The following is a 14132-nucleotide window of genomic DNA, read 5'->3' on the forward strand; positions in this document are numbered from 1 at the left end:
GGAGATCAGCCCCTGTCACGGCCGGTGAGCTGCGACAAGTCGAGCTTGCCGTCGACGACACGGCCGACCAGCAACCCGAGGGCGCCGAGGGCCAGGACGACCAGGAAGGCGCCGAACCCGCCGAAGGCGGCCGCGAGGCCGAGGGCGAGACCGGTGAGCAGACCGAGATGCGTGGAATTCACTGGTTCTCCTTGGCAAGGGCGATCGTGTCCGGATCCTCGACCGTGGCACCGGCCGGAGAGGCGATATCGCCGATCCGCACATGGATCGGGCGATCGACCTGCCCCACGGCGGTGCGGACGTCGTCGCTGATTTCGACGGCGGTCGCCGGGTAGCGGCCGATGACACCGATGGTGATCTCGTCGTCGCGGACCCGGATGCCCGGGATCCGGCGTCCGCGCAGGAGGGTGGCGATCTCGCCGAACCGGCCGCTGTGCAGACCCGCGATCCGGGGCTGGGCCTGCACAGCGGTGGCGATGCGGTCGGCGTCGATCTCGACGCCGAGGCTCACTGGACGCGGCCGGTGTCGGTCTTGGTGTCCTCGTCCTCGTCGTCACCCGGGATGTGCACGTCGGAGACGTTGATGTTGACCTCGACCACCTCGAGGCCGGTGATCTGCTCGACCGCGCCGATGACGTTCCTGCGCACCGCGCGCGACAGGTCGGCGATGGACACGCCGTACTCGACGAGAATCTGCAGATCGACCGCGGCCTGCTTCTCGCCGACCTCGACCGACACCCCCTGGCTGGCCGACGCGGTGGCACCGGGGATGCGCTCACGGATCGCGCTGAACGCCCGGGCCGCGCCACCACCCAGGTCGTAGACCCCGGAGATCTCGCGGGTGGCCAAGCCCGCGACCTTCGCCACCACCGTGTCGGCGATGGTGGTCGCCCCCTTGCTCGACTCCAGAGCACCCGTGCCGGTCTTCTCGACTGCGCTCGACTGGCTGGGCGCCTTGGTAGCGGTCGAATTCGTCATGACGTCTCCTCGGATCGGTTCCTGTGGTCTCGCCGGAAGCTCTCGGTGTTCCATCTTCGCTTCCACACCACTAAGACCCCTCCCCGAGAAGATCGTCACGACCCCATCGTGTGACCCCCATCCCGCCAGTTCAGGTAGTGCGACCCCGATTTCGAGGTACTTCGACGAAACACGGCCCTGACGGTTGCCCGGCCGGGCATCGACTTCCCCGATCCGCTACGTCGGGCCGTGAGATCGCGACGGCGAGAGGGTTCAGCTCAAGAGGTCCAGGCCGTGTCGCCACCGTTGCCGCCGCTCCGCGGAATCCTGATCCCACCAAGGAGTACCGCGCTCGCCCAAAGCGACCTTGGCGGTGTGCACCCGCGCCCGGGCGTCCCGCTCCGCTTCGACGTCCTGAGCACGGCGGGCCGCACCCACATCCCGGCGAGCCCGCATCAGCAGACTGCGCAACCGAGCCGCCGCTTCCTCCGGGACCTCCGGATCAGTGGCCCGCCAACGCCTGCCATCGATCACCACAAAGTGCCCGTCAGGCGTGCGATCCAGCTCAGCCATCCGCGTGCCCAGACAGCCGGATCCTGATCGGCCCCTCCCACACTCCGTCCGGATCGACCGACCGGCCACGCTGGGCCCGCAGCCGTTCTCGAAGTGGCCCGGTACCCAACGCGACCCGGGAATGACCCGCGCCCGGCTCCGGCCTCCCCGGATCCGCTCCAGTTCTCGTCATGGCCCTGGCCGATCGGTCATACCGCCAGGATCGCACCGATCGCATCACCTCGCCGAAGCTGTGGACAGAGCGGAGCCGAGGTGGTCGAGCGGCGGGGAAGGTTCACGACGGGACGTCACGCTCGTGACGGTTGTCCACGGCGTGCTGCCGCACCTGGTGCGTGTGCGCGGTGATCGCTTCGAGCCGGTCGGCGAAGTCGGCGTGTTCCCGAGTCAGGTGTGTTCGCAGGTCTGCCAAGGGTGCCGAGAGATTCGGTTCCGCGTTCACCGGCTTTCTGCGGCACGCGGAGATGGTGTTCCTGTGCGTGCCGACTCCGATGGGCGCGGGCGGCCTCGCCGATCTCGGCATCCTCGAGTCAGTGGCGAAGCAGATCAGCGAAGTACTTGCGCCCGGCTGCACCGTGGTGACCAAGTCCACCGTCCCGGTCGGCACCGCGACCCGCTTGACGTCGCTCCTGCGCCGTGACGACGTGACCGTGGTGTCCAATCCCGAGTTCCTCAGGGAAGGCACCGCCGTCCGGGACTTCCTCCATCCGGATCGGATCGTGGTCGGCTCGACGTGCCGGGAAGCAGCGGGACGGGTTGCGGCGCTCTATTCGTCGCTGGGCGCCCCGACCGACCTCGACGCCGAAGGGCTGGCCGACACCGTCCGATACGCCTTTCACAAACGGCCGAGTTGGCAGGCCGTTCCCAGCCGACGCAGGCTGCAGCGACGGGAGATCGCCCTCGCACACCGGGCTTTGTACGAAAACGTGCTGTCGTGCGTATCGCGGTGATCACCTCGGGGGCCAAACGAAGTACCCAGCACCGATCAGGTGTGGTTGACGCACCGGACAGCCCACGGGTGGTTCGTGAAGCGTTCGCCCGCATACCAAACGCGGAACAACCCGGTGCATTGCCCTTGAAGGTCGATGTCTGACCAGAGTCTCTGGTTCTGGTTGCTGTTGTTCAAACCGGCAAGGGCACCCGCGAACGGGATTCTGGAGTCGGTGAGGCTCCAGGACGGGGGAATCGGCCCGTACCTGTTCGAGGGATCGTTCACGTCCCCTGACCAGAGGCAGATCTTCTGCGGTCCTGGGCATTCGCCGGCGGCCGTCGAGTCGGCGCCGAGGAAGCCGGTGATCGCGACCGTGCCGGCCGTGACCACAGCGGCTCCCGCCAGTGCCCCGATCACTACATGTTTCCGGCGAGATGCCCGGGCCGAGGCAGGCGGCGTGGCGGCCGGTTCCGGGTCGTCGCCGGTTGCCGGGTATCTGGCGTCGTCCAGCCGATCCCAGGCATCCGCCCACGGCCCCAGCGCGGCGGAGTCCACCCCCAGCGCCCGCAGAATGGCCTCGTAGACCTCGTGCGGGGCGAGGGTGCGGCCGCTGAGGTAGTTGTCGAGCGTGCTGCGCGGCACCTCCCGCTCATCACGCTGCTCCTTCACCCGTTTCACCAAGTCCTGCAGGGAGAGCTGATGCTTGCCCAGCCGACGACCTCCGGCCCGGCGAAGGAGGTCGAATTCTTGCTTGAGGTCGTCCAGGCTGTGAATTCTGGCCGGGTCGGCGTCGTCCATCACATACCCCTCGGTAACAGTGGGTGACCAGTCTGACACAAGATCGTCCAGGGATGTTTCAGGATGTCCAGAACCGTCCAGATGGGCGCCACCGCAGGTCACACCGGGTGTGGGCTGGTACTGCGAGATCTCCTCGCAGTACCACGCATCCGAACAGGAGTGATCGATCATGCCCAGGAACACGTTCAGGGACCGCCGCCGGCGCCTCGTCACGATGGCCGTGATGACCGTGACGGCCACGGTCGCACTGGGTACTTCGGTGTCCGAGGCCACCGCCGCCGACGCTGCCGGTCAGCCTTCCCAGTCGGCGGCCGACTGGGAGACGTGCTGGAGTAACGCTCGCGACTGCGGCCGCGTGGTCAATCAACTGAATGTGCCGATCAAGGTCGCCGGTAATCGGGCGGCCTGGCCGGACTGCAAGGGGTACGCACCCGTCGGGTCGGTGCCGGCGAACAGCGCCTCCGCCTGGTGGCTGGACGTGGATGCCTACTACGTCCCGCCCGGCAAGCTGTACATGATCAACGGCAGCTGGGAGGGGTCGGGCTGGAAATGTTTGGGTAACGGCTTCGTCGCGAAGATCACGGCGCAGCGCCCGTGACGACGTAGAGCGAAAACGAAGAACGGCATGCCGGGTGAGTTCCGCGGCGTTAGGCTTGTCCACCTGCGGAAAGTGTGGACTGGAAAGGGTTCGTGTGCCTCTTGACGACGCCGAAGTCTTGTCGACGGCAGATCCCCGTCGCACCGATGTCTTCGCCGCGGATCCCGAGATCGGCCGGGATCTCGCCGCAGTGGACTGGGCGAGCACCCCACTCGGCCCGCCCTCCGGCTGGCCGCAGAGCCTGCAGACCGCGACGAACATCCTGCTGTCCTCTCGATTCTCCATGTGGATGGCCTGGGGCCCGGAACTGACCTTCTTCTGCAACTCCGCCTACCGCCACAACACTCTCGGAAGCAAGTACCCCTGGGCGCTCGGCAGGAGAGCGAGCGAGGTCTGGAAGGAGATCTGGGACGACATCGGCCCACGGATCGAATCCGTCCTGTCCACCGGCAAGGCCACCTGGGACGAGGCGCTCCTGCTGTTCGTCGAACGGTCCGGGTATTTGGAGGAGAGCCACCACACCTTCTCCTACAGCCCGCTGCGCGACGACGACGGCGAGGTGGTCGGCATGTTGTGCGTCGTCAACGAAGACACCGTCAAGGTCATCGGTGAACGCCGGATGGCGACCCTGCGTGATCTGGGATCCGACCCCAGCGTGATCGTCACGGACGAGCAAGTGCTCGCCTTCGCCGGCCACCAGCTCGGCCGCAACCTGCGTGATCTGCCGTTCACCCTCACCTACCTGTTCGAGGACGGTCGCGCGCGCCTGGCGGGTTCGTCCGGCGTCGACGGTGATCCGGCCTTCTCACCGTCGTGGCCGGAGCGTGAACTGGCCGAGGGCAGACCGGCCCTGGTAGATCTCGGAGACTCGCCGCGACCACCGTCCGGGGACTGGCCCGCCCCTCCCCTTCAGGCGCTCGCCGTCCCGCTGCGGCAACAGGGCGGAGTCCCGTACGGGTTCCTGGTCGCGGGACTCAACCGTTATCGCGAGCTCGACGAGGCCTATCGCGGCTTCATCGAGCTCGTGGCCGCACACGTCGCCGCCGGTATCGCCAGCGCCCGCAGCTACCAGGCCCAGCAGCGGCGTGCGGAAGAGCTGGCCGAGTTGGATCGGGCCAAGACAGCCTTCTTCTCCAACATCAGTCACGAATTCCGCACCCCGCTCACGCTCATCATGGGCCCGATCCAGGAGCTTCGCGGCCGCGAGACCGGTTGGGACGAGCGGACCAGGGAGGAACTGGATGTAGCGCACCGCAACGGCTTGCGGTTGAGCAAACTGGTGAACACCCTGCTCGACTTCTCCCGGATCGAGGCGGGCCGGATGGAGGGCCGTTTCGCACCCCTCGACCTCTCGGTCGTCACCGCCGACCTCGCCAGTGTCTTCCGGTCCGCCGTCGACCGGGTGGGCCTGCGGTACACCGTGGACTGTCCAGGCCTCGGCGAGCCGGTCCACCTGGACCTCGGCCTGTGGGAAAAGGTGGTCTTCAACCTCCTCAGCAACGCTGTCAAGTTCACCTTCGAGGGATCGATCACCGTCGCGGTCCGGCGGGACGGGTCGCACGCGGTGGTCACCGTCACCGATACCGGGGTCGGCGTGCCCGCCACCGAGATGCCCCGGCTGTTCGAACGCTTCCACCGCATCGAAAACATCCGCGCCCGATCACACGAAGGCAGCGGGATCGGGCTGGCCTTGGCCCGAGAGCTGGTCGAACTGCACGGCGGTACCATCACCGCCGAAAGCGACGAAGGTGTGGGCACTTCCTTCACCATCCGGCTCCCGTTCGGCTCCGCCCATCTACCCGCCGATGCCATCACCGAGCCCGGAAGCGACCGCGAGGCCGTGACCAGTCAGTACGTGGAAGAGGCGCTGCGCTGGCAGCCGAAGGACCTCCAAGACACCGCGTCGCCGAAGGAACCAGGCGCCCCGCTCCTGACTCCGACGCGGGTGCTGGTCGCCGACGACAACGCCGACATGCGCGAGTACCTGGCCCGGTTGCTGAAGAAAGCCGGATACACCGTAGATGTCGTCGGGGACGGCGAGGCCGCACTGACCGCCATCCGCGCCGATCCTCCGGACCTGGTCGTCAGCGACGTCATGATGCCCGCCCTCGACGGCCTCGCCCTTGTCGACATCCTGCGCGCGGATCCTCGGACGGCCGCCGTGCCGGTCTTGCTCCTGTCCGCGCGAGCCGGACAGGAGGCTTCGGTCGAAGGCTTGCGCGCCGGGGCCGACGACTACCTCGTCAAGCCGTTCGCCTCGGCCGAATTCCTGGCCAGGGTCCAGGCGAACGTGGAACTGACCCGCCTGCGCACGCATCACGCCCGGTGGCGCACCGCGCTGATCGATTCATTGCAGGAGGCGTTCTTCGTCTGCGACGAGACCGGCGCGGTCACCGAAATCAACGCCACTTTCTCCGAAATCCTCGGCTACGGTCCAGAGAACCTGCCGTACCCGGTCCCGCATCCATGGTGGCCGGCAGCGGACGGCGATCCTGACGCCAACAGGCTGCTCATCGAGGCGTTCGATCTGGTGCAGGGCGACCCGCGGGGCAGCTGCACTGTTCCTCTCACCCATCGCGACGGGCACCGCCTGTGGGTCACCGTCACGTTCACCCACGTCGAAGATCCCGAGACGGGCCGCCGTGTCACCGTCGGCACGTTCCGCGACGTCACTTCCGACCACTACGCCGTGCAGAGGCAGACCGCTCTGGCCGCCCTCAACGAGCAGCTCGCCCAGTCCGACACCGTCGCCGAGGCGCTGGCGTCCGCGATGGACGAGCTTCGCCAGGTCTGGAAAGCACACCGGGTAGTCGCGGCCACCTTTCCCGCCGGCCGGAACGGCTCGCGAGCTCCCGAACTGGTGTGCTCAGGTGAGCCGGTGACGTGGACCGACCTCACGCCCGGCGCCCGCGCCGCCATGACCGGCCTCAAGGAAGCCGCCTTGCTCTGCCCGACCTCGGTCCACGCCGGCACGGCCGGTGTCGCCCTGCAGCATCCGAGCGGGGTATCGGTCGTCTGGATCGAGCTGACCGAGCGGAGACCTTTCACAGCCGAGGACGAGACCCTGCTGGCGGTGCTGGCCGGACGGCTAGGCCAGGGCCTCGCCCGGGTACATCAGCTCGACCGGCAACGCGAAGCCGCTTTGGCGCTCCAGCACGCGATCCTCGGCCCGCAGGAGCTACCCGGCGGGTTCGCCGTCCGTTACCAACCGGCGAACAGTCCGCTTCAGGTCGGTGGCGACTGGTACGACCTGTTCGAACTCGAAGACGGCCGGATCTGCCTGGTCGTGGGCGATTGCGTGGGGCACGGTCTGTCCGCGGCCACCGTGATGGGGCAGTTGCGCAGTGCCTGCCGGGCCTTGCTGCTGGAAAATCCTGAGCCCGCCGCTGCCCTCAGCGGGCTGGATCGGTTCGCGGCACGACTGCCCGGTGCCCTCTGCTCCACCGCCTTCTGCGCGGTGCTCACCCCGGAAACAGGTGAGGTTCGGTATTCCACTGCCGGGCATCCGCCGCCTGTGCTCGTCCGCGCCGACCAGACGACCGAGCTGCTCGAGAACGCGCAGTCGATCCCGCTCGGTGTCAAACCCGGCTATCCGCGCCCCGAGGCGGGAGTGCTTCTTCCTCCCCGTGCCACCCTCCTGCTCTATACCGACGGACTGGTGGAGCGACGACGGGCTCCGCTCACCGACGGCATCTCCCGTTCCGCCGAGCTCATCGCCGGAAACCCGGACGCCACGACCGAAACGCTGGCGGGCCTGCTGATGTCTCAGCTGGCTCCGGACGGGGGCTACGAAGACGACGTCGCGCTCCTGGTGCTTCGCGTGCCGGGACCTTTGGAGCTGGACTTCCCCGCGGACGCCGGTCAGCTCGCACCCGTACGGAAAGCCGTGCGCCGCTGGCTCGACCGCTGCGCGCTCGACGGAGACCAGATCCAGAATATTCTCGTCTCCGCCGGAGAAGCGGTCGCCAACGCGATCGAACACGGCCACCGCGACGACCCTGGTGGCCCTGTCTCGCTGCGGGCCACCGCGACAGCCGACCGCATCCGGCTCGTCGTCGCCGACTCCGGCTCCTGGAAGACGCCGCGCCCCGCAGAAAACCCCGACCGGGGCCGCGGCCTGACCCTGATGCGCGCCTTCATGGACGATGTCGTCGTCCACCACGGGGTCACCGGCACCACCGTCGAGCTGAACGCGAGGATCGTTTGATGAGTACACCGCTTTCGCTGGACACGGACCGCCGCGAGGACGGCGCCGTGGTGCTCACCGCTACCGGTGAAATCGACCTGAGCAACGTCGCCGACTTCACCCGTGCCCTGGCCGACATCCAAGAGGACGGCACAGTCATCGTCGACCTTCGCGGCTTGGACTACCTCGACAGTGGTGGAATCAACGCGCTGTTCACCCACGTCGACCACATCAGGATCATCGCGAATCCCGTGCTGCTCCCGGTGCTGACGGTCAGCGGTCTGGCCGAGCTTGTCGACGTCTTGGATCGGTAGCGAGTCGGCGAGGCCTTGATCATCGGACAAGGCCGTCGCTCGATTTCACCGTCGCCATGACGGCGATTTCCACGGCCCGTCACTTGTTGCCGGGCGAGGTTCGCGTACTGCCTTGCGCGTCCGTGGATGTCCGGTCTTCCTGCCGACGCCGGTTTCGTTCCTGGCGTTCCCGCTCACGGCGGCTGTAAGTCGCGTCGCGGATGGTCTCCTCATCCTCCAGGCTCGACCCGAGCGCACCGGCGACGATCCCGACCGAAGTGCACAACCACACCAGGTTCAGGTACGAACCGACACCGACCGGATGTCCCAGTGTCTGCGCGAAGTAGCCGCTGTCGATCAGGACGGTCGCCGCGAGTAGCGCGAGCACGAACAGGATCGCGTACATGCACACCACTCCGACCGCCAGTGTGGTCGCCGTGGAAACGTTGTACAGCAAGGCTTTGCGTCGCTCGGCGACCTCGGAAGGCCGGTCCCACAGGTGGTTGTACACCATCAGCCACATCGTCATGATCAGGATGGTGACCAGTGTGATCGCCGCCAGCCGGGGCGGGGCCAGCGCGTCCGCGAGCTTCCAGAACGAACTGGTGATGATGCCGTACGCGGCGGTCCCGGCCGCGGCCGCGGTGGCACCCGCCAGATGCGGCACAAGCCGCCATGGACGGTTGTCCCGCACCATCCCGGCCAGCAGCCGCAGCCGGCCACGCAACCCGACCAGAGCGAGGTGGGTCGCGGAAGACTGACCTCGGTCGGATATCCGTTGTGTCGGAGCCAGCGCCTCACGCAACCGTTCCACCGCCGTCCTCCCGGCGCCGGCACCCTCGGTTCCGAGCCGCCGCGACACCAGCTGCCGCACCACACGGACCAGCAACGCCCGTGCCCGACGACGCACCAGCACAGCACCGAGCGCGGGCAGCGAGATCATCGCGACCCCGTGCTCGGCGTCGACTGCCGCGACCACGGGCTTTCGCCCCGCCCGCCGGGGCAGATCCGTGACCAAGACCAGCAGATCCCAGCCCCGGTCCTGCCGGTAGCGCTGCGCCAACGCCCGTATCGGAATGTCGCCCTCTTCATTGAGCGGCAGCTGCTCCACCTCATGCTCCACCCGCCACTCTGCCTCCCCGCTCACCCTGGCGGCGAACACCTTCGGCAGATCTTCGGCGATCGTCGTGACCACCTGTTCCGGCAGCCCTTCGTCGGCCAGCACCCCGACGGCCACCTCATGTGGTGTGTCCATGTGCCTCACCTCGCAGATCGATACCCGCCGGTTTCCCCACGACGTCGTGGGGAAACCCACCGAACTCGCCGTGGGAAACACGGTGGCCCCCGCACGTTGCCGCACCATTCGACTTCGAAGTGGCCAGAGCTGCAGCTCGGTTCCCGACCGCCTCAGGTGTGCCTTTTACAGGAGAGCGCGCCAGTGTTCGAAGATGGGTTCAGGGTGAATGGGGTCGCCGTTGACTCGGTCGTTGTAGAACCAGTGGTGGAACTGCTCGGGTTCGACGACTCGGTTCTGGTGGCCGCGGTAGTTGTCGATGTCGTCTCAATCGCGAGTCCGACGGGCCAGCGGCGACCACCCTGGACTGCAGCCGGGATTCACCTTGCCGCATACCACTGCGGCCCCAGATCCGGGCCGCGTCTTCACTCCGGCTCCGCCGACTGGAACGCAACAGCGGCATGCTTACGTCGCAGGCGGCACGCCAGTGGCCGATCGAGATTCGAGCGGGCCGACGAGGGCAGCGGGCTCGGCGCTCATTCGTCGGATTTGGTCTCCCTGTCGAGAGCGAGAAGGAACTTGCGGAGCATTTCCGCGGCCGCGGACGATTCCTGGACAGTGTTCTCGTACCACCGGTTCGCGCCCGGATGCCCCTTGGCGGTGGCCCGGCGCCGCATCCGTTTGGCGAGGGAAACCTTTTCGTCAAGCGAGCGCAGCGCGACCCCCAGCGCTCGCTCCAGCTCGACGTCATGTGCGGCGAGCAAGGCCTCGTCCGTCCAGCCGTGCCCGATCCGGCATCGGTACGCGCCATCCACAGAGCCGATCTCCAGCAGAGACCCCTGGCAGTCCGGACACTGATAGCCGGAGGCGGGCGTCGACCCGCCGACGGTGACTTCGCGCTGCCGGACACCATCGCGCGCGATCCGGTCCTCGAGCAGCAGCGCCGGCGGGACAGGGCTCACGACCGCGTCCTCGACCGGTGTCCGCACCACCCTGTCCAGTACCTTTCCGAGTACCTCGACAGGGTAGACGTGCTCGGTGGGCGCACGGGCGAGCGCGTTCTCGGGCATCCCCGGATACAACGCGTCCGTGGGATCTTGCACCATGGCGAGTCCGCCCTGGTCGACGATCGAGCGCAAACCGAGGGCACCGTCGTCGAGGACGCCGGACAGGACCACACCGACCGCCCGGGGGCCGACGCTCACCGCGGCGGAGCGGAAGGTGGCGTTGATCGCGGGGCGGTGCCCGTTCTCGGTCGGCCCGCGGCTGAGCAACAGGACGTCGTCGTCGACGAGCAGATGACGATCAGGAGGCGAGACATGGAGTGTGCCGCCGGTCAAAGACGCTCCATGCTCCGCGGGCACCGCGTCGAGTGGACCGGCCCTGTCCAGGATTCGCGGCAGCGCGCTCGACACACCTGGCGCCAAATGCATCACCACCACGACCGCGGCCGGGAAGTCCGGGGGCAGCGATCGAGCCAGGCTTCGCAGCGCTTCCACTCCACCGGCGGACGCGCCGACCAGCACCACATCACGGCGAAAAGACACGCTCCACCTACTTTTGCCTACTGATCATCGGCGTGGCTCCGGGTCGGCGATGGACTGCTTGTTCCCCGAAATACCCTGATACTGACGCGTCAAACCACTAGCCCGTTGACTGAGGTCTCGGCCTCGGCCCCGCGCGAGCACAGAAGCAGTTGCCGGTCAGCAGCGTTTGGATCCGGAGCCTTGGCAGAATGAGCCGATGACCGACCTTCGACAGCTCGGATGAAAGTCTCGAAAAATACGCCGAAAGAGGTCATCGACACCCCCTTGGACCTCGACACCTTATACTCGACAGGATTACTTTCACCCGCAGTGCTGCTGCCGATAAGCAGTCAGTGACAGCAGCGTTTCAAATCGCTTCACCTAGCCACGAACTCAGGAATCTCGTGTGGAGCTCACGGCGGCCGTGGTGCGGCCGCACACCGCCGATCCGTCGTAACGGGTCGGTTCTCCTCGGACCAGACGGCTACAGAGATGCTCTTGCCATCTCGCCCTTTCACGTTCACAGCCCGAGCGAGACACGCCGCCGTTCCCAAGACTCAGCGGGGCCGGTAACAAAAACCCGTGGACGACACCCGACCGTCCTAGAGTCAACCCCGATAGGCCGGTTTTAGCGGCCATTAAGCATCACGCAAACATGACTGAAAATTGGTGTCACCATCCGGACGCATTAATCGCGGGTGATCATCCTGTCATTTCCCCACACCTTGGCGAATACTGGGTCATGGCACCGACCGGTGCCGTAACGCGAAGAAGGGGAACACGGATGAGCAACTCCAAGCGCCGGGCCGCACTGGCTGCCCTGCCCGTAGCACTCGGGCTGCTGGTGGCGGGCCCCGCGGTGGGCATGGCCTCGGCCGCACCGCAGGCTACGCCGCAGGCCGAGCAGAGCGACCAGGCACGCTGCCTGCTGCTCTGTTTCGGCCATTACCACCACCATTACCATCACCACCACGGCTACCCGGGATACTGGCTGTATTGATAGCTCTGTACCGCGCCGGGGTGGGCTCCCGGCGCGGCGCCGTCATGGCCCGCTGCTGAACGCGGAGGAACGCGGCGCGCCGCCGGACCCGAACGCTCGAAGGCCCTCGGTTTTCGCACCACACGCCTACGGTCCTTCTCGTCGGCCCGAAGGCTTTCGGCGCCGTCCAAGGCCATCCACTGTGTGAGGCGACCGGCGCTTCCACCTCGACAACCAGCGGGATTTCGCACGAGTAGCTCACCATAAGTGGTGATTCAAGGGAAGAGCAGGCGACATCGCCGCCGTGCGGCGAATGCTGCTTGCCCTCGGCGTTGGCGGAGCGCTGGGATGCCTGTTGTGGATGGCGATCTGGCTGTCGACTCAATTGTGAGCCAGCGCCTGTCAGGCGGCAAAGCCAGAAGAGCCCGGCACTTTACGCCCTTCCCTCGAAGTTCGGCACCCATTTCACTACCTGCGGTAGGCGAAGGCGAGGTGGTCGACGACGTCGTTGAGCCGACCCCGGCCGCGGTGGGCGGCGCGTTGGCGATCGGCTCCGGTGCCACTGTCGATCAACCGCCGCCATTCGGTTTCGACGAGCCGGTGATCTCCGTTGCGGTGGACGGCCGCCATGACGTGGTCCAGCAGCTCGGCGGCCAGCGTCGACGCGGGCAGAAGGCGTCCGGTGCGCGGGTGCACGGCATGGCCACCGAGACCGTCGCGGGCGGCACGCCAGTGGGCCGCACGCAGCGTGTGCGGGTCGGGATCGGGATCCGCTGCTCCGGCGGCGATGTCGGCCAGGGCGGTGTCCGCCAAGGCGCGGATCAGTGCGGTGAACAGCTGGGTCTCGCCTACCGTGGTGGCCGCGTCGGTGACCCGGATTTCCACCGTCGGCAGGTGGCTCGAGGGACGCACATCCCAATAGATACCGGCACGGTCCATGATCACACCCGCCTCCAACAGTGTGCCGACCAGATCGTCGAAATGGTCAGGCGACCGGAAGTACGGAGGCGGTCCGGCGGCGGGCCACCGAGCCCAGGCCATGGTGCGCCAGCTCGCGTAGCCGGTGTCGCGGCCGGCCCAGTAGGGCGAGTTGGCCGAGAGCGCGACCAGAGCCGGAAGCCAAGGCCGCAGATGGTTGCTGACCCGCAGTGCCAACGCCCGGTCGGCCATTCCGATGTGGACGTGGCAGGCGCACACCACCTGCTCGTCGTCCAACGCCCGGAAGTGGTTGGCGCTGGCTGTGTAGCGGTGGCCGTCGGTGATCGGCGGCGGGACCGGGTCACCGAGCACCGGGCTGCCGGACGAGACCACGCACAACCCGTGACCGGCCGCGGCGCCCGCGACGACCGCACGCATGTCCCGAATCTGTTCGCCGAGGCCGTCGATGCCGGTGTGCGGCTCGGTCCTGGCCTCCAGCTGAAACCTGGTCAGCTCCGTGCCGACACGCCCGCCAAGCCGGCCCGCGGCGCCGTCTATCACCGCGGCGGCCGCTGGCCGCAGCTCACGGCTCCGCGGGTCGACGACCAGGTACTCTTCCTCCACCCCGACAGTCGATGTTCCGCTGCGCGTCATGGACTCAAGTTTTCCGGAAATCACGGCCCCGGAACGCGCTGTTCGGGTGAAAGAGCGGGTCCAACGAAGTGGTGTCGGTCAGTCGCCGCGGCGACTGACCGACACTGAGCGGCGGATTCACCGAGAGCCGGACGGGCACACTGGCTTCCCTGTGAAACAAATCTCTGGGATGCGGTATGCCGGTTCCCACAGAGCATCAAAACTTCCGAGCATGGAAGAAAACCGGGAGAGGCCGGTGTTTGACATGGCTCCGGCGTGGGCAACCCGAACACCAGTCCCCATCGTGCGGCGGATTCCTTCCAGCCGCCCCAGGAAAGTGAGTCACCATGATCGTGCTCGGAGTCATCATTCTCGTGATCGGCCTGATCGTCGGCATTCCCGTGCTCACCACCATCGGCGCCGTACTCGCCGTCGTGGGCGTGGTTCTCGCGATCCTCGGCGGCACGGGACGCAAGGTGGGCGGCCGCGCTCACTGGTTCTGAGTCTCT

Annotated in this window: 15 protein-coding genes; 6 read left to right on the forward strand and 9 right to left on the reverse strand. The window is 67.2% G+C overall.

The genetic code is table 11. The features are described from left to right. Positions 1-5: 5 nt before the first annotated feature. The 5 genes from ACZ5IK_RS36390 to ACZ5IK_RS36410 form a co-directional block, all read right to left on the reverse strand. Entirely contained in the window at positions 6-182 is a 177-nt protein-coding gene (locus ACZ5IK_RS36390) for a hypothetical protein (RefSeq protein ID WP_410599676.1), read from the reverse strand. Then, a complete protein-coding gene (locus ACZ5IK_RS36395) occupies positions 179-511 on the reverse strand; it encodes a hypothetical protein (protein ID WP_465491817.1) in 333 nt (110 codons plus the stop codon). The genes ACZ5IK_RS36390 and ACZ5IK_RS36395 overlap by 4 nt, the downstream gene beginning before the upstream one ends. Beyond that, positions 508-978, reverse strand: coding sequence for an Asp23/Gls24 family envelope stress response protein (locus tag ACZ5IK_RS36400; RefSeq protein WP_410599678.1), 471 nt, complete (start codon positions 976-978; stop codon positions 508-510). Before ACZ5IK_RS36400 ends, ACZ5IK_RS36395 begins: the two co-directional genes overlap by 4 nt. 252 nt (positions 979-1230) lie before the next feature. Continuing rightward, entirely contained in the window at positions 1231-1530 is a 300-nt protein-coding gene (locus ACZ5IK_RS36405; RefSeq protein ID WP_465491818.1) for a hypothetical protein, read from the reverse strand. A 274-nt stretch (positions 1531-1804) separates the two neighbouring features. Then, the gene (locus ACZ5IK_RS36410; protein ID WP_465491819.1) at positions 1805-1969 is read right to left on the reverse strand and encodes a hypothetical protein; all 165 of its coding nucleotides are present in this window, start codon (positions 1967-1969) and stop codon (positions 1805-1807) included. A gap of 22 nt (positions 1970-1991) precedes the next feature. On the opposite strand from ACZ5IK_RS36410, the gene ACZ5IK_RS36415 reads away from it, so the two are divergent. After that, complete coding sequence (locus tag ACZ5IK_RS36415) at positions 1992-2477, forward strand: hypothetical protein (protein ID WP_465491820.1); 486 nt, start codon at positions 1992-1994, stop codon at positions 2475-2477. Positions 2478-2512: 35 nt separating this feature from the next. On the opposite strand, the gene ACZ5IK_RS36420 is transcribed toward ACZ5IK_RS36415, so the two are convergent. Further along, complete coding sequence (locus tag ACZ5IK_RS36420; RefSeq protein ID WP_465491821.1) at positions 2513-3496, reverse strand: hypothetical protein; 984 nt, start codon at positions 3494-3496, stop codon at positions 2513-2515. On the opposite strand from ACZ5IK_RS36420, the gene ACZ5IK_RS36425 reads away from it, so the two are divergent. The 3 genes from ACZ5IK_RS36425 (at position 3480) to ACZ5IK_RS36435 (ending at position 8354) form a co-directional block, all read left to right on the forward strand. After that, positions 3480-3854: a hypothetical protein gene (locus tag ACZ5IK_RS36425; RefSeq protein ID WP_465491822.1), complete on the forward strand. Its 375-nt coding sequence runs from the start codon at positions 3480-3482 to the stop codon at positions 3852-3854. The genes ACZ5IK_RS36420 and ACZ5IK_RS36425 overlap by 17 nt on opposite strands. Positions 3855-3948: 94 nt before the next feature. Beyond that, a complete protein-coding gene (locus ACZ5IK_RS36430) occupies positions 3949-8061 on the forward strand; it encodes a SpoIIE family protein phosphatase (RefSeq protein WP_465491823.1) in 4113 nt (1370 codons plus the stop codon). Next, positions 8061-8354, forward strand: a complete 294-nt coding sequence (locus ACZ5IK_RS36435) for an STAS domain-containing protein (RefSeq protein WP_465491824.1) — start codon at positions 8061-8063, stop codon at positions 8352-8354. Before ACZ5IK_RS36430 ends, ACZ5IK_RS36435 begins: the two co-directional genes overlap by 1 nt. Positions 8355-8433: 79 nt before the next feature. Here ACZ5IK_RS36435 and ACZ5IK_RS36440 read toward each other — a convergent pair whose 3' ends face one another. Then, positions 8434-9588: a hypothetical protein gene (locus ACZ5IK_RS36440; RefSeq protein WP_465491825.1), complete on the reverse strand. Its 1155-nt coding sequence runs from the start codon at positions 9586-9588 to the stop codon at positions 8434-8436. 515 nt (positions 9589-10103) lie between these two features. Continuing rightward, complete coding sequence (locus tag ACZ5IK_RS36445; protein ID WP_465491826.1) at positions 10104-11114, reverse strand: chemotaxis protein CheB; 1011 nt, start codon at positions 11112-11114, stop codon at positions 10104-10106. Positions 11115-11877: 763 nt separating this feature from the next. Between ACZ5IK_RS36445 and ACZ5IK_RS36450 the strand changes: the two genes are divergently transcribed. Further along, positions 11878-12093, forward strand: coding sequence for a hypothetical protein (locus ACZ5IK_RS36450; RefSeq protein ID WP_465491827.1), 216 nt, complete (start codon positions 11878-11880; stop codon positions 12091-12093). A 447-nt stretch (positions 12094-12540) separates the two neighbouring features. Here the strand turns inward: ACZ5IK_RS36450 and ACZ5IK_RS36455 are convergent, their stop codons facing one another. After that, on the reverse strand, positions 12541-13644 hold the full coding sequence (locus ACZ5IK_RS36455) for a carboxylate-amine ligase (RefSeq protein ID WP_465491828.1): 1104 nt from the start codon (positions 13642-13644) through the stop codon (positions 12541-12543). 326 nt (positions 13645-13970) lie between these two features. On the opposite strand from ACZ5IK_RS36455, the gene ACZ5IK_RS36460 reads away from it, so the two are divergent. After that, a complete protein-coding gene (locus ACZ5IK_RS36460) occupies positions 13971-14126 on the forward strand; it encodes a hypothetical protein (protein WP_101607226.1) in 156 nt (51 codons plus the stop codon). The last annotated feature ends 6 nt before the right edge of the window (positions 14127-14132 follow it).

It is taken from the genome of Amycolatopsis sp. NPDC031561 (assembly GCF_055580625.1).

Bases quoted from the DNA above. Each gene is read 5' to 3' on its own strand.
- ACZ5IK_RS36455 (WP_465491828.1), bottom strand. From the start codon at position 13,644: ATGACGCGCAGCGGAACATCGACTGTCGGGGTGGAGGAAGAGTACCTG.
- ACZ5IK_RS36435 (WP_465491824.1), top strand. From the start codon at position 8,061: ATGAGTACACCGCTTTCGCTGGACACGGACCGCCGCGAGGACGGCGCC.
- ACZ5IK_RS36440 (WP_465491825.1), bottom strand. From the start codon at position 9,588: ATGGACACACCACATGAGGTGGCCGTCGGGGTGCTGGCCGACGAAGGG.
- ACZ5IK_RS36400 (WP_410599678.1), bottom strand. From the start codon at position 978: ATGACGAATTCGACCGCTACCAAGGCGCCCAGCCAGTCGAGCGCAGTC.
- ACZ5IK_RS36425 (WP_465491822.1), top strand. From the start codon at position 3,480: ATGACCGTGACGGCCACGGTCGCACTGGGTACTTCGGTGTCCGAGGCC.
- ACZ5IK_RS36415 (WP_465491820.1), top strand. From the start codon at position 1,992: ATGGTGTTCCTGTGCGTGCCGACTCCGATGGGCGCGGGCGGCCTCGCC.
- ACZ5IK_RS36405 (WP_465491818.1), bottom strand. From the start codon at position 1,530: ATGGCTGAGCTGGATCGCACGCCTGACGGGCACTTTGTGGTGATCGAT.
- ACZ5IK_RS36450 (WP_465491827.1), top strand. From the start codon at position 11,878: ATGAGCAACTCCAAGCGCCGGGCCGCACTGGCTGCCCTGCCCGTAGCA.
- ACZ5IK_RS36460 (WP_101607226.1), top strand. From the start codon at position 13,971: ATGATCGTGCTCGGAGTCATCATTCTCGTGATCGGCCTGATCGTCGGC.